Raw genomic sequence first — 17,694 nt, 5'->3', positions numbered from 1 at the left:
CATTACATGCTAAGCGAAGAACTGAGAAATAAATACCAGTTGGTAGTAGGACTGGAAGTCCACGCCCAGTTGCTGACTGAAAGTAAAATGTTCGCTGCAGACGCCAACCAGTATGGGCAATCGCCCAATACACTTATCTCTGTAATTACACTCGGGCATCCCGGTACTTTGCCAAAGGTGAACAAGAAGGCGGTAGAATTTGCGGTCAAAATGGGTTTGGCATGTGATTCTGAAATCACCCGATACAATATTTTTTCCCGAAAGAATTATTTCTATCCGGATCTACCCAAAGGCTATCAGATCACCCAAGACAAGGGTCCGATCTGCATCGGTGGGGTAGTACCTATTGAGCTGGCTGATGGAACCGAAAAAGTGATCCGACTGAATCGGGTACACATGGAAGAAGACGCCGGAAAATCCATGCACTTAGTCGGAGAGGTAGACACTTTGGTCGACTTCAACCGTGCAGGAACTCCCTTGGTGGAAATTGTAACCGAACCTGATATTAGAACTCCAGAGGAAGCTTATGCTTTCCTGACGGAAATAAAAAAACTGGTCAAATACCTCGATATCTGTGATGGAAATATGGAGGAGGGTTCGCTGCGCTGCGATGCCAACGTTTCGGTCATGCTGAAAGGCGCTTCTGAATACGGCAAAAAGGTCGAAGTAAAGAACATGAACTCCTTCCGTAATGTTGCCCGGGCAATTGAGCATGAGCATGAGCGGATCATCGGATTGCTCGAAGCCGGTGTGGAAGTGATTTCTGAAACCAGAACCTTCGATGCTGCTACCGGAACTACTGCAAGCATGCGTACCAAGGAAGATCTGAACGACTACCGTTATTTCCCCGAACCGGATTTGAGTCCGGTGGTGATTTCCGAAGAATGGCTGCATTCTATTCAGGCAACCATGCCGGCCTTACCGAGGGAGCTTTACCGCAAATTTGTGGATGTCTATGGACTTCCTGCGCTTGATGCAGGTGTATTGAGTGACGCCAAGGAAATTGCACTTTGGTTTGAAGAGATTTGTTCCAAAACAAATAATTACAAAGCAGCATCCAACTGGATGATGGGTCCAGTCAAATCCTATCTGAATGAGCAGGTGCTTCACATAGATGATTTCCCAATCAAGCCGACTATTTTGGCTGAACTGATTGCATTGGTGGATGCTGGGAAAGTATCTTTCACAGCCGCCTCCCAAAAGATTTATCCTGAATTGCTCAAGGCAACCGAGGAATCCTCCCTTGCAATAGCGCAGCGGTTAAACCTGATCCAGGAAAGTGACGAAGGATCCTTGAAGCCAATTGTGGAAAGTGTTTTGGCGGAGAACGGGTCCAAAGTGGCGGAATACAAATCCGGCAAAAAAGGCCTCATGGGAATGTTTATGGGCGAAGTGATGAAAAAATCCAAAGGAAAAGCAGATCCAAAAGTCGCAACCAAAATATTGACTGAACTTCTGGAAAATTAATAATATGGAATCGAGCATGGCGAAAGTTTCACCCCAAGTGATGATTTTCAAAAATGATAGTTTCCACCTGCCTGGCAGCAGTCAGGCGTGACCCTAAAAAATCATTTATAAATACATGAAATTCAAGATGATCGGAGTTTGGACATTAGCCGTGATGGCATTTTTCTCCTGCGGGGGAAATGAACTTTCTACAGAAGGCAAGGTTCAGGTGACAGGAAAAATCGAAAATGCCCCGGAAGGAGTGATTGTTCTTTCTCAATTCACCGATAGCCGACCAAAAGTGCTGGATACATTGGATCTGAATTCCAATGGAGAATTTACTTACGAGGTGGCAGTGGAAGCCCCAACTTTTTTCGAGTTGAATTTATTTGGTCAGAAAGTAGTTCGCCTTGCGTTGCTTAAGGAAGATGTGGAAGTGAAATACAATTTTTCCAATCCTGAAAGTCTGGCCATTGAAGGCTCAGCCGATACAAAGGAAATGGTGAAAATCGAAAAGTTGATGGAAGCTTATCAGGCAGAAGTAAATAAGCTAAATGAGGCTTACTATGAAGCGATGAGCAAAAACAACTCCGAGGCTATCAAAAATATCCAGTCAGAAGCCATGAATTTGGAGGCAAATCAAGCAGAGCGGGTTAAGGAAATGATCACCAGCATGGGTGATTCTTTCGCTTCTCTGGCAGCTATTGGCCTGTTGAATCCCAAAACGGATTTTCAATTTATTGACCAATTGGTGGCAAAACTCAATGAAAATTACCCCGGAACTGCTTCCATTCTTCAGATGAAGCAACAGTTGGATGAAATGAGGGCACTATCCGTAGGGCAGCCTGCACCCGAGATCGAACTTCCAAATCCCGATGGTACAGTAGTGAAGCTTTCAGATTTGAGAGGAAAATATGTCCTGATTGACTTTTGGGCAGCTTGGTGTAAACCTTGCCGCCAGGAAAATCCGAATGTGGTCAGGTTGTACAATCTTTACAAAGACAAGGGATTTGAAGTATTTGGTGTATCATTAGACAGAACCAAAGAGGACTGGGTGAAGGCAATTGCAGATGACGGCTTGACCTGGACTCAGGTCTCCGATTTGAAATACTTTAATTCCATAGCGGCAGAACTATATCAGATCGATGCCATTCCAGCAACTTATATGGTGGACCCGGATGGTAAAATAATTGCAAAAGACCTCAGGGGACCAAGTTTGGAAAATAAGCTTGCTGAGCTTTTTGATTGAAAACCAGCTATAAAACTCAAAAGCCTCCGATCTAAAAGGTCGGAGGCTTTTTTTATGAGCAGCATGTAAAATTCAAACAAAAAAGGAAGGAGGAAAAAGTTACCAAACAGTCCTTCCTTTAAAAATCGAGTCTCTTAAAAAAGAATAGCAAAAGTTGTTTATCACCCGAGACAAATCTAATGAAAACATTTAAAAGAAAAACAACCCTAAAATTATTCTTTTTTAAAGTAGTATTAATATTTCCATAAAATGATTGATTTTTTCAAGTCAGTAAATAAGCCAAAATACTTTAAACCCTATTTCGTAATGGGAAATAAGAATTTTCCAATTCAAAAGAATTTTAAAAAAAAAGCCACCGGAGAATCCAGTGGCTTCAGTTTGGGGATTTGGACCTTTATTTTGCGATTTTATCGTAACTGGCGATGACACCCCGGACCATGGCAGAGCTAAATCCCTGATGTTCCATTTCGTTTAGTCCTACTATGGTGCAGCCTTTTGGTGTGGTAACTTTATCAATTGCCGCTTCCGGGTGGATGTTTTTTTGAATCATAAGTTCTGCAGCTCCTTTTACTGTTTGGTTGACAATTTTGCTTGCAGTCACGGAATCAAAGCCTATCTGTATTCCTCCCTGAATCATGGCCCGCATAAATCTTAGAACGTATGCAATCCCGCACGCCCCAAGAACTGTGGCAGCTTCCATGAGGCTTTCATCAATGGATATTGTAAATCCGATCGAGTCAAACAACTCCTTGATCATTTCTACCTGGAATGGATCCGCCTGTTCATGGCAGATGCAGGTAATAGATTCCTGAATATCTGCCGCAATGTTTGGCATGGCCCGGAACGTAACTGTTTTTGGGTCCAGTACCTCGTACATTTCCTTTAAAGTGACTCCTGTGGCCAGGGAGATGATAAGTTGCTTTTTGGGGTCAAGGACAGGGTTAATTTCCTTGAGGATATTGGCGACATTATAAGGTTTGACACCCAGGAGGATCAGGTCAGCATATTTAGCGGCCGAGACATTATCGGGATGGACATGAGCGCCTTTAGCCTCAAATTCTGCCAGGCTGGAGGTATTTCGTTTGGTGAGGGTTAGATTTTTTGGGTCAAAATCCTCCCTCATCAACAGACCGTTTGCAATGGAGGCGCCAAGGTTACCACAACCGATAATGGCAATTTTTACATTGGAAATCATGGAAAATCGAATTTTAAATAGGTTTGATTGGCTAAAGGTAAACAAATCAAGGGCCTTTTTGCCAGATTGAGAATACTACTATTGTGTTTTAGAGAATGAGGTTAATCATCAAAGCAAAAAAAATTGGAAAAATAATTTGACATAAAGTAAAGTTTGTTTTACATTTGGACAAACAAACATTACTTATGGAAAAGAACTCGATTTTAAATGTGCCACTTCTTTCTCCGGGATGGAAGAAGCTGGGGTATGTCTTTTTTCCACTGCCCGTATTTTTAGTGATCGGGATGGCTGTTGTGAATCCTTCAATAGAACCCAACGATACTGCCCAGATTATCTATGGATTTTGGGCAATTGGCTTTGGGATTTTGAACCTCACTCGTGAAAAAGTGGAAGATGAGATGATCCGAAGTTTCAGGCAACAAGCCTTTCAGACTGGCTTTTTTTGGTTGATCTGGGGCCTAGCTGCTATCATGTTGATCAATTACCTGAGGTTTGATCGGATCACCTCAGAGATGTTCACTGCCTATCTCGTACTATTTCTGCTCAATGCCTACATCTACGGGGCATTTCAATACCAGAAATACATTGCAAATAAAGAAGACAACTAAACCAACTAATACTATGCTTACGAAAATCCTTTTGTCACACCGGTTTCAAAAACTCGGTTGGTTCTTATTTCTGCCTTTTGCGGTATTGCTTTTTGCCAACAATTACCTGGATTTTAATATGGGATGGCTTGAGTTTCCGGTTAGGGAAGGGTCGCTTTTCGAAGACTCCAAAGAGAATTTCACCAATGAGATTGCCATGATTGGAGTTTTTGTTTCTTTGTTTCTGATTGCTTTTTCGAGAGAAAAGGAAGAGGACGAATTCATCCAAAAACTTCGGCTGGATTCCCTGCTGGTGGCTTGCTACACCAATACGTTCATTCTGATCATCGGGACCATGCTCTTTTATGGTTTCGGGTTCCTGGAATTTATGGGCTACAACATGTTTACCATTCAGCTTATTTTCATTGGCAGGTTTAGATGGGTACTTCATAAGCAAAGGCAGTCTTTGTTGGCGTTTTAATCCTGAATCCATGAAAAATACCATCAAAGTGGAGCGTGCCAAAAAAGACATGACCCAACAGGATTTGGCCGAAAAAGTCCAGGTTTCACGTCAGACGATCAATTCGATCGAAGCAGGAAAATACGTACCATCGACAGTACTAGCATTAAAGATTGCCCGTATTTTCGGAGTGGGATTGGAGGAAATATTTGAGCTGGAGGATAGGGACTGAGGTAGTTAATAAATAAACAAGGCTCGAATCAACATTTATCTAGGTTACCGGATTTAGTTTTTGAATTCCCTTAGCAAATTTTAGCGGACTAAAAGCGTTAAAAGTTTACCTTTGCCCCTTTAATATTTCTTTTTGATGCCCAAACTGATCCGAATCACCACTGTTCCTATTTCACTCAAACTTTTGCTCACTGGGCAAATGAAGTACATGATGGAGCAAGGCTGGGAGGTGATCATGGTCAGTGCAGAAGGCAGGGAAGTGGATCAAGCAGTGAAAAATGAAGGAGTTCGCCACGAAGTCATTCCCTTTACCCGCAAAATCACGCCTCTCCATGATCTCAAGTGCATTTGGCAGCTCATTCAATTTTTTAAAAGAGAAAAACCGGATATCGTCCATACCCATACTCCCAAAGCGGGACTTTTGGGAATGATTGCTGCAAACCTTGCCGGAGTGAAAATCAGGATTCATACCCTAGCGGGAATTCCTGCCATGGCGGCTGAAGGCAATAAGAAAAATTTGTTGGAATCCGTGGAGAAATGGACTTATTCCAATGCTACCGAGGTTTGGCCAAATTCTGAAGGCCTCCGCAAGTTTGTAATACAAAATGAGCTTTGTCCTGAAAATAAGCTTCGGATCATCGGGAAAGGTTCATCCAATGGTGTCGATCTCGAAAAATTCAACAGGGAATCTTTGAAGGAAAACCATTTGGTGGCAGCGACGATGCGGATTATGCCGGGAGAAGATGAATTTATCATTCTTTCAGTTGGCAGATTGGTGAAGGATAAAGGAATTGAGGAGCTGGTTTCAGCCTTTTTGAATTCCAAGATTGTCAATAGATCCAAACTGGTCCTGCTGGGTGCCTTTGAGCAGGACTTGGATCCCCTTTCTCCGGAAACTATCCAGACGATTCAGGATCATCCCCGAATCATTCAGATTGACTGGTCGGATCATGTTGCCCATTACCTTGCTCTTTCGGACGTGCTGGTACATCCTTCTCACAGAGAGGGTTTTCCTAATGTTTTGCTGGAGGCCGGAGCAATGCAGGTACCGGTGATTTGCTCGGATATTATCGGTAATTCAGATATTATAACCCAGCAAATAACAGGCTTGATTTTTCCGGTCAAAGACACCGCAGTTCTAAAAGAGGCCTTGGAATTCGCTTTTGTAAAAAGAGAAAAAATGGACCATTATGCAGCCAATTTATACCGTAAGGTTGAAGAAAATTACGATAGAAAAGCCATTCAAAAAGAAATTTTTAGCAATTACCAGCGGTTAATAAACGCCGCCAAAACCACGGAATAGTATATATTTGGGGCTGGATAATCAATCACCACTTTTCCCTATGAAGTACCTCGTGACCGGCGCAGCCGGATTTATTGGATTTCATGTTGCACAAAAATTAATTGATCGGGGTGAAGAGGTTATCGGCTTGGATATCATCAATGATTATTACGATGTCAATCTGAAATATGCCCGTCTGGAGCATCGCGGGATCCAAAAATCTAAAATTAAAAGAGGGGAAACAGTTCAATCTAACACACAGACAAATTACCGATTTGTCCAATTGGACTTGGTGGATAAAGAACCATTGCTGACCCTTTTTGAACAGGAAAAGTTTGATGTAGTCATTCATTTGGCAGCACAGGCTGGTGTAAGGTATTCGCTTTCTCACCCTGAAGTATATATTCAAAGCAACATCATGGCGTTTTTGAATATCCTGGAATGTTGCCGTTTTCATCCGGTCAAGCACTTGGTTTACGCATCGTCGAGTTCGGTGTATGGAGCAAATGAAAAATTGCCGTTTTCGACTTCGGACTCGGTAGATCATCCGATTTCACTTTATGCGGCATCCAAAAAGTCAAATGAACTCATGGCTCATACTTACAGCCATTTGTTTGGGATTCCGACGACTGGATTGAGGTTTTTCACGGTTTATGGACCTTGGGGAAGGCCGGATATGGCTTTGTTTCTTTTCACTGAGGCTATTTTGAAAGGTGAGAAAATCCAAGTGTTTAACTATGGTGAGATGAAAAGAGATTTCACTTTCATTGATGATATTGTTTCCGGAGTGATAAAAGTTGCTGACAGACCGGCCGGCCCAAATCCGGAATTTGATCCCCAAAACCCGGATCCCGGAAGCGGGAAAGCACCTTTCAAAATCTACAACATTGGTAATTCAGCTCCTGTGTTGCTGATGGATTATATCCGAGCTGTGGAAAAAGGACTTGGGAAGAAGGCTGAGATGGAACTTCTGCCACTTCAGCCTGGAGATGTGCCTGCTTCTCACGCGGACGTGGAAGATCTAGTACGTGACACAGGTTATAAGCCTAACACTCCAATTGAAGTAGGAGTAAAGGCGTTTACAGATTGGTATTTAGCCTATTTTAAAAAATAAGCAATGAGCAAAACTATTCTCATCACGGGTGGCGCCGGATTTATCGGAAGCCATGTGGTTCAACTTTTTGTAAGAAAGTATCCTGATTATAAAATCGTAAATCTGGATGCCTTGACTTATGCAGGTAATTTGGAAAACCTGAAAGCAGTAGAAGGAGCCTCCAATTACTTTTTTGAAAAAGCGGATATCCAGGATGCAGAAGCACTCGATGTGATTTTTGCTAAGCACAAAATCACAGATGTGATTCACCTCGCAGCCGAGTCTCATGTGGATCGCTCGATCACGGATCCTTTGGCTTTTGTGAAAACAAATGTTTTTGGAACTGTGAACCTGCTCAATGCGGCTAAGAAATTCTGGGCAAATGAATTGGATCAGCATCTGTTTTACCATGTTTCCACAGATGAGGTTTATGGATCTCTCCATGATGGAGGGTTCTTTCTAGAAACTACTCCATACGATCCTCAATCGCCCTATTCGGCTTCCAAAGCTGCCTCGGATCATTTTGTGCGGGCTTATGCCAATACCTACAAAATGAAAACCGTCGTTTCCAATTGTTCCAATAATTACGGGCCTAACCATTTTCCTGAAAAGCTGATCCCACTTTGTATCAACAACATCAAGAATATGAAGCCGCTTCCGGTCTATGGAAAAGGCGAAAATGTCCGCGACTGGTTGTTTGTGAAGGATCACGCAAGGGCAATTGATGTTGTTTTTCACAAAGGAAAAGCCGGAGAGACCTATAATATCGGTGGCTTCAACGAATGGAAAAACATTGACATCGTCAAGTTGCTTTGCAAAAAGATGGACGAAAAGCTGGGACGCGAACCTGGCACTTCTGAAAAACTGATCACTTACGTTACTGACCGTGCGGGTCATGACCTTCGCTACGCCATTGATGCATCCAAAATCCAAAAAGAATTGGGCTGGGAGCCAAGTTTACAGTTTGACGAGGGAATCGAGATCACCATCGATTGGTACCTCCAAAATGAAGAATGGCTGGATCACGTGACCTCAGGAGCCTATCAGGATTACTATTCAAATCTCTACGAAAGCAGATAAAGGTCTGAACCAATTGAAATTTTAAGCATAAAAAAAGCCCCAAAATCTCGGGGCTTTTTTGGTTTATTTTAGTTTCAGAAGATCAATAGAGCGTTCTGAATCGGATAGTACCTGGGATGGTCTTCAAGGCTTCGATTCCTTCGGTTTCATAGACTTTGTCAATATCCGTGATCACGTAACCGATTTTTTCATTTGTCTTGAGGTATTGACCGACGATGTTGATGTTGAAGTTGGCCAGCACCTGGTTGATTTTCGCCAAAACTCCTGGTTCATTGTGGTGAATGTGAATGAGGCGATGGGCATCCTTGAGGAAAGGAAGCTGAATATTAGGAAAATTCACAGAATTGTAAGTATTACCGGTATTGATGTATTCCATGATTTTTCCCGGAACAAACCTGGCAATGTTTTCCTGTGCTTCTAGTGTACTTCCTCCGATATGTGGAGTCAAAATCGTGTTTGGCAAGCCTTTCAACTCAGATTCAAACGACTCCTTGTTGTTCTTTGGTTCCTCAGGGAAAACGTCGACCGCACAACCACCCAATTGTCCGGATAGGATCGCGTCTCTTAATGCTGGGATTTCCACTACGTGACCACGGCTAAGGTTTACCAGGATTGCTCCCTTTTTCATTTTGCCAATCTTCTCCTTGTCAAGAAGGCACTTGTTGTCCTTTCTTCCGTCAACATGAAGGGTAATCACGTCACAGATAGAAAGCAGCTCATCCAGAGAATTGACCTTGGTGGCATTGCCAAGTGCGAGCTTTTCGATGACATCGTAATAGAACACATTCATTCCCATGTTTTCCGCCAAAACAGAAAGCTGAGCGCCAATATTTCCATAACCGATTATGCCGAGTTTTTTGCCCCGAATTTCAAATGATCCTGTGGCAGATTTATCCCAAATGCCCTGGTGCATCCCCACGGATTTATCCTGGAATCGACGCATCAAAAAGATGATCTCAGCGATTGCCATTTCCACCACTGAGCGGGTATTGGAGAATGGTGCATTGAAAACGGCAATGCCTTTTCGCTGACATTCTTCCAAGTCAATCTGATTGGTACCGATGCAGAAGGCTCCGACAGCCAAAAGTCTGTTGGCATTTTCCAACACTTTCTTGGTCACGTTGGTCTTGGAACGGATACCAAGAATTGAGACATTTTTGATTTTTTCGCAAAGTTCTTCTTCGCTCATCGCGCCAGAAGCCACTTCGACCTGATAGCCTTCTTCTGTCAGAAGCTGTACCGCGATTGGGTGTACATTTTCCAGGAGGAGAACTTTGATTCTGCTTTTTGGGTAAGAAAATTTCGTATTCAACTTATTGATATAAAGGATTTCGTCAAAACTTGGTGCAATATGGTCGGCTTGGCTGACAACTTTCGGACGGTGGACATTTTCTACGAATGCGTAAAATTTATTTGCCAGTCCGGAAGCCTTGATTTCGTAATCAGTGTAGCCATCCCCAATTACATAAATATCTCCTTCAAGGTTCACATTTTTGATTGTTTCAGCTTTTCCGTTGTTTTTTGAAAGTGGGTTTTCGCGGTTGAAATCAATGATATTTCCTATCTCGTCATAGACAAAGTCGTTGGCAAAGACATTTTCCTTTTTGATTCCATAATCCGAAACGATTGGGATGATGAAGTCCTTGAAGCCATTGGAGATGATGTAGACGTCTTTTGCATTGTCATGAAACCATTCCTTGTTTCTTTCAAACGACTTGGAGACTTTTTGGCGGAGTGCGGCAATCAGGTCTGAGATTTGGGTTTTGCTTGCCTTAAGGATTTCAAGTCTTTGCTCTAAGCTTTCTCTGAAAGTGATGGAGCCTTCCATTCCTTTGTCAGTGATGTCCTTGATTGCCTGTAGTTTTCGAGCTTTGTCGGGGTCATTGACCAGGCTGATTTCTCCGAGAATATCCAGAGCTTCAACCTGGGTAAAGGTACTGTCAAAATCAATGATAAACTTTTTGGTTTGAGGCATGAGTGCAGGGTCAATAGGTCTTTGAGTAGGTAAAATTACAGGATTGTTAAAAAAATTGGAGGTTTGTTGCAAGAATTAATCGAAAAGTTTTTCATGTTTGAAAAATCACCAATCATTCTATTGGAAATAAGCGTTTGCAATCGATTTTGTACAGAAATCACAAATGAGTTTTCCCAAACCGGCTTTTGGGTTAATTTTGAAAAAAATAAAAGTCCCATGAAAAAGTCATTTTTGATTATCGCTCTTTTGACCGGCGTATCCACTTTCTCCTGCCAGCAAAAGACAGAAGAAACCCAAAAGACAACCTATGATGTCGTGGGTGAAGCTGAGATTGTCCCGGGTAACTACGGAAATATCATAGAAGTTGAAAAGGTGGCGAGCACTTCAGAAATGGTTTCCGCAGTGGAAGCTCAGGGTACATTTAACGGGAAAATTTCGGGAGAAATCAAAGAGGTTTGTACCAAAAAAGGCTGTTGGTTTTCGATGGAATTGCCTGGCGGTGAATCCATGCGGGTGACATTCAAGGACTATGGATTTTTCTTGCCAACCAATTCTCAGGGATTCCCGATTGTGATGGAGGGAGTTGCCACGCTGACCGAGACTGACGTGGAAACCCTGAGACATTATGCCGAAGATCAGGGGAAATCCAAAGAAGAAGTGGAAGCGATCACGGAGCCTGAGAAAAAAATCAGTTTTGAAGCGACCGGAGTCAAGATAAAGCCCAAAGCCTGATGCCGATTGCATTGGACAACCTTCGGGTGGGTAGAGTTTATCGTCTTGTCAATCAGGGAGAAATCCGGACCATAGAGATAATGTCCCGGCTTTCCGGAGATAATTTCAAAATCAAAGACCTCGATACGCTGGAGTTTTATACCATACACGAGCTGTTGCAATGGGGCAAAGGAAAAGATTACGACTTGGAAGAATTCAGATAAAAAATGGGGCTAAAAAGGCTCCATTTTTCATTTCACCTGATTTCAATTTATTTTTTAACGTGGAGATAGGGTGATTTTGATCACGTTTGGAAATGAATTTCTGATTTAATTTGCAACAAAAAAGCATGTCCAAAAGCTTGAGTTTAGCGATGGCAGGAGCCAAATGTCCGCAATGCCGAGAAGGAAAACTGTTTTCAGTGAGTGTGCTGAGCTTCCAAAAACTGTCGGAAGTAAACAAAACCTGCACAATCTGTGGCGCCAACTTTATTCCTGAACCCGATTTTTATTATGGTGCGATGTACATCAGCTATGCTTTTTCAGTTGCATTGGTGATCACTTCTCTCACAGCAATCAATGTCCTGATTGAAGTTCCTGAACTTTGGATGTACCTGACCACCATGGTTGTTTTGAATATTGTATTATTACCTGCGATGCTGAGGTATTCCAAAGTGCTTTACCTCTACGGCTTGGGAAAGCTGAAATTTAAGGGATCCTGATTTCAGGGATTTGGATTTTAGGAGCTTTAAACTGCCTCTGAAGTCAATTTGAATTCGAACACTTTTAATCCTTTGCGCAATGGCTAAAAATGTTTTTGGTGAAGAATTAGTAGCATGCAGCACGGCTCCGATGACTGGGTTTTATCGGAACGGTTGCTGTGAAACCGGCGCCGAGGATTCAGGTACCCATACTGTTTGTGCGGAGATGACGGAGGAGTTTTTGATTTTTTCAAAAAGTAGGGGAAATGATTTGACTACACCAAGGCCTGAATTTCTTTTCCCTGGTCTAAAACCCGGCGATAAATGGTGTCTTTGCGCTCTCCGATGGATGGAGGCTTACAGGGCAAATTGCGCTCCCCCTGTTTTCCTGGAGGCAACAAATGAAGCGAGCCTGAACATAATTCCTATGGAAGTGTTGATTACCAAGGCTTTGAAATCTATAAAGTAAAAATCCTTTTGTTAGTGTTACTAACAAAATCAAATGGATTACAAACTTTTTGAACTTCAGTTCGTTAGGAATGAACAATTTTCTTTTGAAGGATGGAAGCAATTTTAAAGAAAATCCGGGTAGACGTCAGTCCAAATCTCTATTTCAAAGAGCCTTTCAGCTCTGATTTGGGAGTTTTGATAGTCAGGGAAGGCAGTCAAATGATCCAGGAAATCGGGATCGAGCTGTTTACTTTTAAAAAACTGGCCCAACGAATCGGAAGTACAGAAGCTGCGATCTATCGGTATTTTGAAAACAAGCACATGATTTTGCTTTACCTATGCGCCTGGTATTGGGCATGGATGGAGCACAATCTTGTATTCGCAACTTCAAACATCAAAGATCCTTCGGAGCGACTCGGAATTGGGATCCGTCTGATGGTGGATGGACCTGTTTACCTTGAAAACGAATATTTGGATCCCAAACTTCTCCGAAAGCTTGTAATCAATGAGTCCATTAAAGGGTATCTAACCAAAACAGTGGACATGGAGCACGAATCTGGAATTTTCGCCCAAGTGTACCGCTTTGGAGAAAGACTAGCTGCCATCATCCGAGAGATCAATCCGGAATACAAATTCCCCAAGACATTGGTTTCCACAGTCATGGAGTCCAGTTTGCTGCAATCCTTCCATTCTGTCCATCTTCCAGGGATGACCGAGACAAAACATGAAGGGAGCGAGCGTTTTCAATTCTTTTACCAACTCGTATTTAAAGCGATTTCCAATGCCTAATCATCCAGAAATGACTCCTATTAAGCGATTTTTTGGGTTGCTGAAGGAGGAAAAGAACCAAGTCTATGCGATATATTTTTATGCCATTCTCAATGGTTTGATCACGCTTTCCTTACCCTTGGGGATTCAGGCGATATTGAATTTTATCTTGGGTGGTAGAATCAGTACCTCCTGGATTATCTTGGTCATCATAGTAGGATTGGGGGTGGTATTCAGTGGATTTTTGCAGATATCACAGCTCCACATCATGGAGAAGCTTCAGCAGAGGATTTTTTCCAAATCTGGACTTTCTCTGGCTTACCGGCTTCCCAAAGTGAAGACAGAAATCATGCATGGCCAATATGCCCCTGAGATTGTAAACCGATTTTTTGAAACAGTCAATCTGCAAAAAGGGCTTGCCAAGATTCTCATTGAGTTTTCCTCGGCATTGCTCCAAGTATTTTTTGGTTTGCTTTTGCTGTCGATCTACCATCCGACATTTATCATTTTTGGAATTGTTCTGATCGGGATTTTGGTATTGATTTTCTATTTCTCTGGTCCCAGGGGTATGGATACTGCACTGAAAGAATCCACTTACAAATACCAAACGGCCTTTTGGCTGGAGGAGGTTGGGCGTACCTTAAACTCTTTCAAGTTGGTCGGAAGTACCCGCTTGCCCATTTTGAGAGCGGACAAACTGATCCAAAAGTATGTTGAATTCAGGTCCAAGCACTTTTCCGTGTTGATTTTCCAATACAAAGTAATGATTGGATTTAAGGTTTTTATTATCACTAGTTTACTGATTGCCGGAAGTTTGTTGCTAATCAATGACCAGATTTCCATCGGACAGTTTGTGGCAGCGGAAGTGATCATCGTGTTGGTGATTAATTCCGTCGAAAAACTAATTCTATCCTTGGAAACTGTTTACGACACCCTGGTTGCGGTGGAAAAACTCGGGCAGGTGATGGATCTGGAACTTGAGCATCACAGCCCTACCGAAAAAATCGTCACGGCGAGTCCTGAAGGCTTGAAATACCGGATGGAAAATGTGGTTTTTCAACCTCAGGATGCTAATGAACCGGTTTTGAAAGGAGTCAGTCTGACTGTGGAAGCTGGGAAAAAAGTAGTGGTTACCGGTAAAAGTGGAAGCGGAAAAAGTTCACTTTTGGCCCTGTTTTCGGGGCTTTATGAGGAATATGAAGGTACCGTTTCGGTCAATGACCTTTCCCTGGAATACATCAATCTTGAAAAGTATCGTGGAATTGTAGGGGAAATTTTGGAGCTGCAGGAGATTTTTCACGGATCTATCCGGGAAAACATCCTGGTCGGGAGGGATTTTGATCAAAGTCATTTGGAATACATCCTGGATTTGGTTGGGCTGAAGGAGTATTTGTACCGGCTGCCATTGGGTTTGGATGCGATGCTCCAGCCTGAGGGCAAAGGACTTTCCAAATCCTTGGCACAAAAAATTTTGTTGGCAAGGGGTTTTGTTGATCAACCCAAAGGATTGATTATGGAAAATGTCCTCCAATTCGTCGAACCGGAAGTCCGGACACGGGTGTTTGATTACATTTTTAAAGGAAACTGGACCTTGCTTATGATTGCTTACGATGAGGAAGCCTTAAGTCGGGCCGATGAAGTGATAGTCATGAGTGAAGGCAAAATCACATTTAAAGGCAGCTACGCTGAGTTCAAAAAATTAAAAGATTGAGGCCATGTTGAATATTTCACACAATAAGATACCGGATTCCATTCCTTTTAGTGGATCCAAAAGTCTGGTGATGACGCTTCCTCTCAAGGAAAGCCAGCGAAAGGTTCGGATTCTTACAGGGATATTGATTGCCGCTTTTATCATGCTTTTCGTTCCCTGGACACAGAATATTCGATCGAAAGGTTATGTTACGGCCCTCCGGCCTGACCAAAGACCTCAGACTATCCATTCCATTTTGGCAGGAAGGATTGAGGCTTGGTATGTAGCTGAAGGTGACTTTGTGTCCAAAGGGGATACGATTTTGAGGATTTCTGAAGTGAAAGATGAGTACTTTGACTCCCTGCTTTTACCCAGAACCCAAATGCAAGTGGATGCCAAAGCGCTATCTGCGCAGTCTTACGGAGATAAAGTTGGGGCGCTAAAAGACCAAATTGATGCACTTCAGAAGAATAATATCCTCCGACTGCAGCAAGCTGAAAACAAATTGCGCATGGCTGAGCTAAAAGTCCAATCGGACAGCATTGAGTTAGTGCAGGCAAAGGTGAATTTTGATATCGGAAAATATCAACTGGAGCGATCGGAGAATCTATACGAGGAAGGTTTGAGGTCACTTACAGATCTTGAAACCCGAAAGTTGAAATTCCAGGAAGTTCAGGCAAAATTGATTTCCTCTGAAAATAAATACCTGAGCAGCAAAAATGAGCTGCTTACCGCCAGAATTGACCTGGATGCCATTGACAATGATTTCAAAGACAAACTTGCCAAAGCTGAATCGGACATGTACACTGCCATGTCCTCACAGTTTGATGCAGAAGCGAGCACGACCAAACTTGAAAACCAATATTCGAATTATGAACGAAGGACCGGGTACAGACATATTTTGGCTCCTCAGGATGGTTATATAGCTAAGGCGCTCCAAGTAGGTATTGGTGAGACAATCAAGGAAGGGGACGAAATCGTCAATATTGTGCCTGCAAATGCCGATTTGGCTGTGGAAATGTATGTTGAGCCGGTGGATTTGCCCCTGATCAAAGTAGGAAATAAAGTCAGGTTTATTTTTGACGGTTGGCCTGCGATTGTTTTCTCAGGGTGGCCCCAAATATCCAATGGTACTTTTGGGGGAGTCGTGGTGGCTATCGATCAGTTTGCCGGACCAAATAATCAGTATCGAGTCTTGGTAATTGAGGATCCGGAGGAGGAGGCCTGGCCAGAGTTGCTTCGAATGGGATCGGGAGCAGACGGAATTGCCATTCTCAACGATGTGCCGGTTTGGTATGAAATCTGGCGTCAACTCAATGGCTTCCCGGCAGATTATTATACAAGAGAACAGAAAGATCAAGCAGTTTCCTCTAAAAAATGAAAAAACTGACACTGGTTTTATTGGTGATTTCTTTGTCCTATTCTGTCAAAGCTCAGGACACGCTCAGACTGAATTTTGCAGAATACATGGAGTGGGTGAGGCTTTATCACCCGGTTTCTGCACAAGCAGACCTGAACCTGCGGATGGGACAGATGGAAGTGAGGCAGGCAAGAGGTGGCTTTGATCCTTTGATCTATGGAAATCTGGATACAAAGGACTACAAAGAATCCTCGTACTATGACAAGCGTGAGGCGGGCGTAAGTATTCCCACCTGGATGGGAGTAGAACTTAACGGGGCTTTTGAGCAAAATTCCGGATCATACCTTAATCCCGAATCTACGGTTCCTTCGGGTGGGCTGCTTTCTGCGGGGGCTTCGGTCAATCTCGGTCAGGGACTTATCTTGGATGAAAGAAGGGCTGCTTTGCGAAAAGCACAAATCTACAAGCAGGCAAGCGAAGTGGAGCGGACCAAACTCCTGAATGAGTTGAATCTTGGCGCAACAGATATGTATTGGCGCTGGGCTTTGGCATACGAGAATCTCAATGTGCTGAAAGAAGGAGTGGAGCTTGCCAGATTTCGCTTCAATTCCGTCAAAATAAGCTTTGAACAGGGTGATCTTGCGGCGATTGATACGGTAGAAGCTTTTTCCCAATTGCTAAACAGGCAGTATCGCTTGCAGACTGCCGAAAACACCTACTTTGCTGCAACCCAGGAACTGAACACCTACCTGTGGGATGAAAGTGGAAGGCCGATGCTCCTTGAAAATGAGATCGTGCCGGAGGGGTTGTTTGATGAATTTGCTTTAAATCCTGATTTTGACGAATTGCGAATGGCAATTGCCAATCATCCGGAATTGCTGTTGACCGATTACGAATTGGCAAGCTTGGATGTGGAAAGAAGGCTGAAAGGGCAGCAAATTATTCCGACAGTTAAGCTTAAGTACAATTTTTTAGCGGAGTCCTTTTCCCAATTTGAGGGGTCTCAGTTTTATGAAAACAATTACAAATGGGGCTTGTCGGTCTACACACCACTCTTGTGGAGAAAGTCCAGAGGAGCTGTTGGATTAGCTAAAGCCAAAATGGATTTCAAGCAGAACTCCCGAGATCTGAAAGAGCTCCAGCTACGGACCAAACTCGAATCTGAATTGAACAATTGGACAATTGTAAATCAACAACTGCTCACTTTCACAGAAAATGTCAAAAGCCTGCAGGCACTTTTGACAGGAGAGATGCGCAGATTTGAAATCGGAGAATCAAGCCTTTTCCTTGTCAATGCACGGGAGGTTTCGGTTTTTGATTCTCGGCTGACGCTCAACGAGCTAGCCTCAAAACTCAGAATTTCCTATGCAAAGACAAGGTATGCTGCTGGAATGGGATTTGAATAACTTCTTGATTG

The 17,694-nt window shown here is 43.0% G+C and carries 18 protein-coding genes; 16 read left to right on the top strand and 2 right to left on the bottom strand.

Annotated features, from left to right (window positions below; genetic code table 11):
- Nucleotides 1-6: 6 nt before the first annotated feature.
- Together gatB and B0E43_RS10915 are read left to right on the top strand one after the other, a co-directional pair.
- Entirely contained in the window at nt 7-1,467 is a 1,461-nt protein-coding gene (gene gatB / locus B0E43_RS10920; protein WP_077349565.1) for an Asp-tRNA(Asn)/Glu-tRNA(Gln) amidotransferase subunit GatB, read from the top strand.
- A gap of 115 nt (nt 1,468-1,582) precedes the next feature.
- Nucleotides 1,583-2,695, top strand: a complete 1,113-nt coding sequence (locus B0E43_RS10915; RefSeq protein WP_077349563.1) for a TlpA disulfide reductase family protein — start codon at nt 1,583-1,585, stop codon at nt 2,693-2,695.
- A 394-nt stretch (nt 2,696-3,089) separates the two neighbouring features.
- Here B0E43_RS10915 and proC read toward each other — a convergent pair whose 3' ends face one another.
- The gene (proC, locus tag B0E43_RS10910) at nt 3,090-3,890 is read right to left on the bottom strand and encodes a pyrroline-5-carboxylate reductase (protein WP_077349561.1); all 801 of its coding nucleotides are present in this window, start codon (nt 3,888-3,890) and stop codon (nt 3,090-3,092) included.
- A gap of 185 nt (nt 3,891-4,075) precedes the next feature.
- Between proC and B0E43_RS10905 the strand changes: the two genes are divergently transcribed.
- The 6 genes from B0E43_RS10905 to rfbB all read left to right on the top strand — a co-directional run bounded on the left by B0E43_RS10905 (nt 4,076) and on the right by rfbB (nt 8,623).
- Nucleotides 4,076-4,498, top strand: coding sequence for a hypothetical protein (locus B0E43_RS10905; protein ID WP_077349559.1), 423 nt, complete (start codon nt 4,076-4,078; stop codon nt 4,496-4,498).
- 13 nt (nt 4,499-4,511) lie between these two features.
- The gene (locus B0E43_RS10900; protein WP_077349557.1) at nt 4,512-4,958 is read left to right on the top strand and encodes a hypothetical protein; all 447 of its coding nucleotides are present in this window, start codon (nt 4,512-4,514) and stop codon (nt 4,956-4,958) included.
- A 10-nt stretch (nt 4,959-4,968) separates the two neighbouring features.
- A complete protein-coding gene (locus B0E43_RS10895) occupies nt 4,969-5,169 on the top strand; it encodes a helix-turn-helix transcriptional regulator (protein ID WP_077349555.1) in 201 nt (66 codons plus the stop codon).
- 135 nt (nt 5,170-5,304) lie between these two features.
- The gene (locus tag B0E43_RS10890) at nt 5,305-6,471 is read left to right on the top strand and encodes a glycosyltransferase family 4 protein (protein ID WP_077349553.1); all 1,167 of its coding nucleotides are present in this window, start codon (nt 5,305-5,307) and stop codon (nt 6,469-6,471) included.
- A 40-nt stretch (nt 6,472-6,511) separates the two neighbouring features.
- The gene (locus B0E43_RS10885; protein ID WP_077349551.1) at nt 6,512-7,564 is read left to right on the top strand and encodes an NAD-dependent epimerase; all 1,053 of its coding nucleotides are present in this window, start codon (nt 6,512-6,514) and stop codon (nt 7,562-7,564) included.
- A gap of 3 nt (nt 7,565-7,567) precedes the next feature.
- Nucleotides 7,568-8,623 (top strand): dTDP-glucose 4,6-dehydratase, encoded by a 1,056-nt coding sequence (rfbB, locus tag B0E43_RS10880; RefSeq protein ID WP_077349549.1) that lies wholly within the window; start codon nt 7,568-7,570, stop codon nt 8,621-8,623.
- A gap of 82 nt (nt 8,624-8,705) precedes the next feature.
- Here rfbB and serA read toward each other — a convergent pair whose 3' ends face one another.
- The gene (gene serA / locus B0E43_RS10875; protein WP_077349547.1) at nt 8,706-10,598 is read right to left on the bottom strand and encodes a phosphoglycerate dehydrogenase; all 1,893 of its coding nucleotides are present in this window, start codon (nt 10,596-10,598) and stop codon (nt 8,706-8,708) included.
- 216 nt (nt 10,599-10,814) lie between these two features.
- On the opposite strand from serA, the gene B0E43_RS10865 reads away from it, so the two are divergent.
- From B0E43_RS10865 to B0E43_RS10830, 8 genes are all read left to right on the top strand, one after another.
- The gene (locus B0E43_RS10865; RefSeq protein WP_077349543.1) at nt 10,815-11,330 is read left to right on the top strand and encodes a DUF4920 domain-containing protein; all 516 of its coding nucleotides are present in this window, start codon (nt 10,815-10,817) and stop codon (nt 11,328-11,330) included.
- Nucleotides 11,330-11,533: a hypothetical protein gene (locus B0E43_RS10860; RefSeq protein ID WP_077349541.1), complete on the top strand. Its 204-nt coding sequence runs from the start codon at nt 11,330-11,332 to the stop codon at nt 11,531-11,533. Before B0E43_RS10865 ends, B0E43_RS10860 begins: the two co-directional genes overlap by 1 nt.
- A 125-nt stretch (nt 11,534-11,658) precedes the next feature.
- Nucleotides 11,659-12,030, top strand: a complete 372-nt coding sequence (locus tag B0E43_RS10855; protein WP_077349539.1) for a DUF983 domain-containing protein — start codon at nt 11,659-11,661, stop codon at nt 12,028-12,030.
- 79 nt (nt 12,031-12,109) lie between these two features.
- Nucleotides 12,110-12,478, top strand: coding sequence for a DUF2237 family protein (locus tag B0E43_RS10850; protein WP_077349537.1), 369 nt, complete (start codon nt 12,110-12,112; stop codon nt 12,476-12,478).
- 92 nt (nt 12,479-12,570) lie between these two features.
- On the top strand, nt 12,571-13,248 hold the full coding sequence (locus tag B0E43_RS10845; RefSeq protein WP_077349535.1) for a TetR/AcrR family transcriptional regulator: 678 nt from the start codon (nt 12,571-12,573) through the stop codon (nt 13,246-13,248).
- Nucleotides 13,241-14,938, top strand: a complete 1,698-nt coding sequence (locus B0E43_RS10840) for a peptidase domain-containing ABC transporter (RefSeq protein ID WP_077349533.1) — start codon at nt 13,241-13,243, stop codon at nt 14,936-14,938. Before B0E43_RS10845 ends, B0E43_RS10840 begins: the two co-directional genes overlap by 8 nt.
- Nucleotides 14,939-14,942: 4 nt before the next feature.
- A complete protein-coding gene (locus B0E43_RS10835) occupies nt 14,943-16,298 on the top strand; it encodes an HlyD family secretion protein (protein ID WP_077349531.1) in 1,356 nt (451 codons plus the stop codon).
- Nucleotides 16,295-17,683, top strand: coding sequence for a TolC family protein (locus B0E43_RS10830; RefSeq protein WP_077349529.1), 1,389 nt, complete (start codon nt 16,295-16,297; stop codon nt 17,681-17,683). The genes B0E43_RS10835 and B0E43_RS10830 overlap by 4 nt, the downstream gene beginning before the upstream one ends.
- Nucleotides 17,684-17,694 lie beyond the last annotated feature (11 nt).

The sequence above is a fragment of the Algoriphagus sp. A40 genome (assembly GCF_002002735.1).
Lineage (GTDB): Bacteria > Bacteroidota > Bacteroidia > Cytophagales > Cyclobacteriaceae > Algoriphagus.
Note: the sequence above shows the minus strand (reverse complement) of the source record. Positions and strands in the feature narration are given on the sequence as shown.

Coding starts and splice junctions, on each gene's coding strand:
- B0E43_RS10840 (WP_077349533.1), top strand. CDS start 13,241: ATGCCTAATCATCCAGAAATGACTCCTATTAAGCGATTTTTTGGGTTG.
- B0E43_RS10835 (WP_077349531.1), top strand. CDS start 14,943: ATGTTGAATATTTCACACAATAAGATACCGGATTCCATTCCTTTTAGT.
- B0E43_RS10830 (WP_077349529.1), top strand. CDS start 16,295: ATGAAAAAACTGACACTGGTTTTATTGGTGATTTCTTTGTCCTATTCT.
- B0E43_RS10890 (WP_077349553.1), top strand. CDS start 5,305: ATGCCCAAACTGATCCGAATCACCACTGTTCCTATTTCACTCAAACTT.
- B0E43_RS10885 (WP_077349551.1), top strand. CDS start 6,512: ATGAAGTACCTCGTGACCGGCGCAGCCGGATTTATTGGATTTCATGTT.
- B0E43_RS10855 (WP_077349539.1), top strand. CDS start 11,659: ATGTCCAAAAGCTTGAGTTTAGCGATGGCAGGAGCCAAATGTCCGCAA.
- B0E43_RS10895 (WP_077349555.1), top strand. CDS start 4,969: ATGAAAAATACCATCAAAGTGGAGCGTGCCAAAAAAGACATGACCCAA.
- B0E43_RS10905 (WP_077349559.1), top strand. CDS start 4,076: ATGGAAAAGAACTCGATTTTAAATGTGCCACTTCTTTCTCCGGGATGG.
- B0E43_RS10900 (WP_077349557.1), top strand. CDS start 4,512: ATGCTTACGAAAATCCTTTTGTCACACCGGTTTCAAAAACTCGGTTGG.
- serA (WP_077349547.1), bottom strand. CDS start 10,598: ATGCCTCAAACCAAAAAGTTTATCATTGATTTTGACAGTACCTTTACC.
- gatB (WP_077349565.1), top strand. CDS start 7: ATGCTAAGCGAAGAACTGAGAAATAAATACCAGTTGGTAGTAGGACTG.
- B0E43_RS10860 (WP_077349541.1), top strand. CDS start 11,330: ATGCCGATTGCATTGGACAACCTTCGGGTGGGTAGAGTTTATCGTCTT.
- proC (WP_077349561.1), bottom strand. CDS start 3,890: ATGATTTCCAATGTAAAAATTGCCATTATCGGTTGTGGTAACCTTGGC.
- B0E43_RS10865 (WP_077349543.1), top strand. CDS start 10,815: ATGAAAAAGTCATTTTTGATTATCGCTCTTTTGACCGGCGTATCCACT.
- rfbB (WP_077349549.1), top strand. CDS start 7,568: ATGAGCAAAACTATTCTCATCACGGGTGGCGCCGGATTTATCGGAAGC.
- B0E43_RS10915 (WP_077349563.1), top strand. CDS start 1,583: ATGAAATTCAAGATGATCGGAGTTTGGACATTAGCCGTGATGGCATTT.
- B0E43_RS10845 (WP_077349535.1), top strand. CDS start 12,571: ATGGAAGCAATTTTAAAGAAAATCCGGGTAGACGTCAGTCCAAATCTC.
- B0E43_RS10850 (WP_077349537.1), top strand. CDS start 12,110: ATGGCTAAAAATGTTTTTGGTGAAGAATTAGTAGCATGCAGCACGGCT.